This is a genomic window from Streptomyces sp. DH12, from assembly GCF_020873895.1.
Lineage (GTDB): Bacteria > Actinomycetota > Actinomycetes > Streptomycetales > Streptomycetaceae > Streptomyces.
Genome location: NZ_JAHWGT010000543.1, coordinates 1 through 569, shown reverse-complemented (window position 1 = coordinate 569; position 569 = coordinate 1). Strand labels below are relative to the sequence as shown.

General features: G+C 71.7%; 1 protein-coding gene. It reads right to left on the bottom strand.

Going from position 1 to position 569, the window contains the following annotated elements; genetic code table 11:
- The coding region (locus LPA54_RS35680; protein WP_228984718.1) for a carbohydrate ABC transporter permease at window positions 1-569 on the bottom strand (569 nt) is incomplete at both ends.

The window sequence follows — 569 nt, the reverse complement described above, 5'->3', positions numbered from 1 at the left end:
GTTGATCAGCGTGTGGAAGGGGGTGAACTGCCAGGTGCTCACGAACGCCAGCACGCCGATGGCGGTGGCCTGTTCGCCGAACAGGTTGCCGTCGCCGAACAGCCAGGTGGCGTCGGCGGGGATGCCGAAGTTCGGGTCGAGCAGCGCGCGCCACAGCACGGAGACGGCGGTGGCGGACAGCAGCAGCGGGATGAAGTAGATGACGGACAGCACCGCGCGGTTGCGCTGGTAGCCGGCCGCCCAGACGCCGAGCAGGATGCTCAGCGGGGTCTGGAGGACCACGCCGAGCGCGGTCAGCAGCAGGGTGAGCCAGACGCTCTTCAGCATCACCGGGTCGTCCCACAGGCGTGACCAGTTGTCGGTGCCGACCCACTGGGGCGAGCCGAGCCCGTTCCAGCTCATGAAGGACAGCACCGCGACCATCACGAGCGGGACGATGGCGAAGAGCGTGAAGAACACGGCGGCGGGCAGCGCCCAGGCGAAGCCCGGGCGGCCCACCGTGGACACGGAGGGGGAGGCGGCCGGCCGCCGCCGGGGCTCCGTGCGGCGCCCCGCGGCGGGCGGTGCGC